The sequence below is a fragment of the Pseudomonas sp. B329 genome, assembly GCF_023127835.1.
Taxonomy (GTDB): domain Bacteria; phylum Pseudomonadota; class Gammaproteobacteria; order Pseudomonadales; family Pseudomonadaceae; genus Aquipseudomonas; species Aquipseudomonas synxantha_A.
Map to the genome: position 1 here is coordinate 1,150 of NZ_SPKP01000044.1, position 1,021 is coordinate 2,170.

The 1,021-nt window shown below is 56.0% G+C and carries 1 protein-coding gene; it reads left to right on the forward strand.

The genetic code is table 11. The annotated features are described in order from the left end of the window. The coding region (locus E4P00_RS20620) for an immunoglobulin-like domain-containing protein (protein WP_348984614.1) at positions 1-1,021 on the forward strand (1,021 nt) is incomplete at both ends.

The window sequence follows — 1,021 nt, forward strand, 5'->3', positions numbered from 1 at the left end:
ATTGCTCCTGATGATGTGTACAAAGGCGATCAGACCGTCACCACCGCTATCAAGGGTGTGACAGGTGGCGAGCATTTCGAGAACCTGGTCCCGGGCACTACGGCGGTAAATACCACTGTCACCGATACTCCGGGTACCGATAACACCACGACTGTCACGCTGACTGCCCCAAGTGCCGTTAACGAAGGTGGCCAGATCACCTACACCGCGACCTTGAGTAATAAGGCCGGTACCGACGTCACACTGAAGTTGGATAACGGCTCGTCGATCATCATCAAGGCCGGCGAAACCGTCGGCACCGTGACTGTGCCTGCTCCTACCGATGACGTGTTCATCGATAAGAGCACCCAGACCGTCAAGATCACCGAGACCACCGGCGGCAACTTCGAAAAACTCGAAGTCGCAGGCAACGGCGCAACCACCACCATCAACGACACCATCGACAAGGTCGATGTGGTCCTGACCGCTACCACCACTGTTGGAGAAGGCGGCAACATCGTCTACACCGCCAGCCTTGTGGATAAAAACGGTGCGCCGGTGACCAACATCACCAACCCGCTGACCGTAACTTTGGACAATGGCAAGACCATCACCATTGGTGTGAATGAAACCAGCGGCACTGTCTCGGTCTTGGCACCGGATGATGTCTACAAAGGCGACCAGACCGTCACCACCGCTATCAAGGGTGTGACCGGTGGCGAGCACTTTGAAAATCTGGTTCCAGGTACTACGTCAGTAAACACCACCGTTACGGACACTCCGGGTACCGATAACACAACGACTGTCACACTGACTGCGCCAAGTGTCGTTAATGAAGGTGGCCAGATCACCTACACCGCGACCTTGAGCAATAAGGCCGGTACCGACGTCACGCTGAAACTCGACAACGGCTCAAGCATCACTATCAAAGCCGGCGACACCGTCGGCACTGTGACCGTCCCGGCACCGACCGATGACGTGTTTATCGATAAGAGCACGCAGACGGTCAAGATCACCGACGCTTCCGGCGGCAACTTCGAAA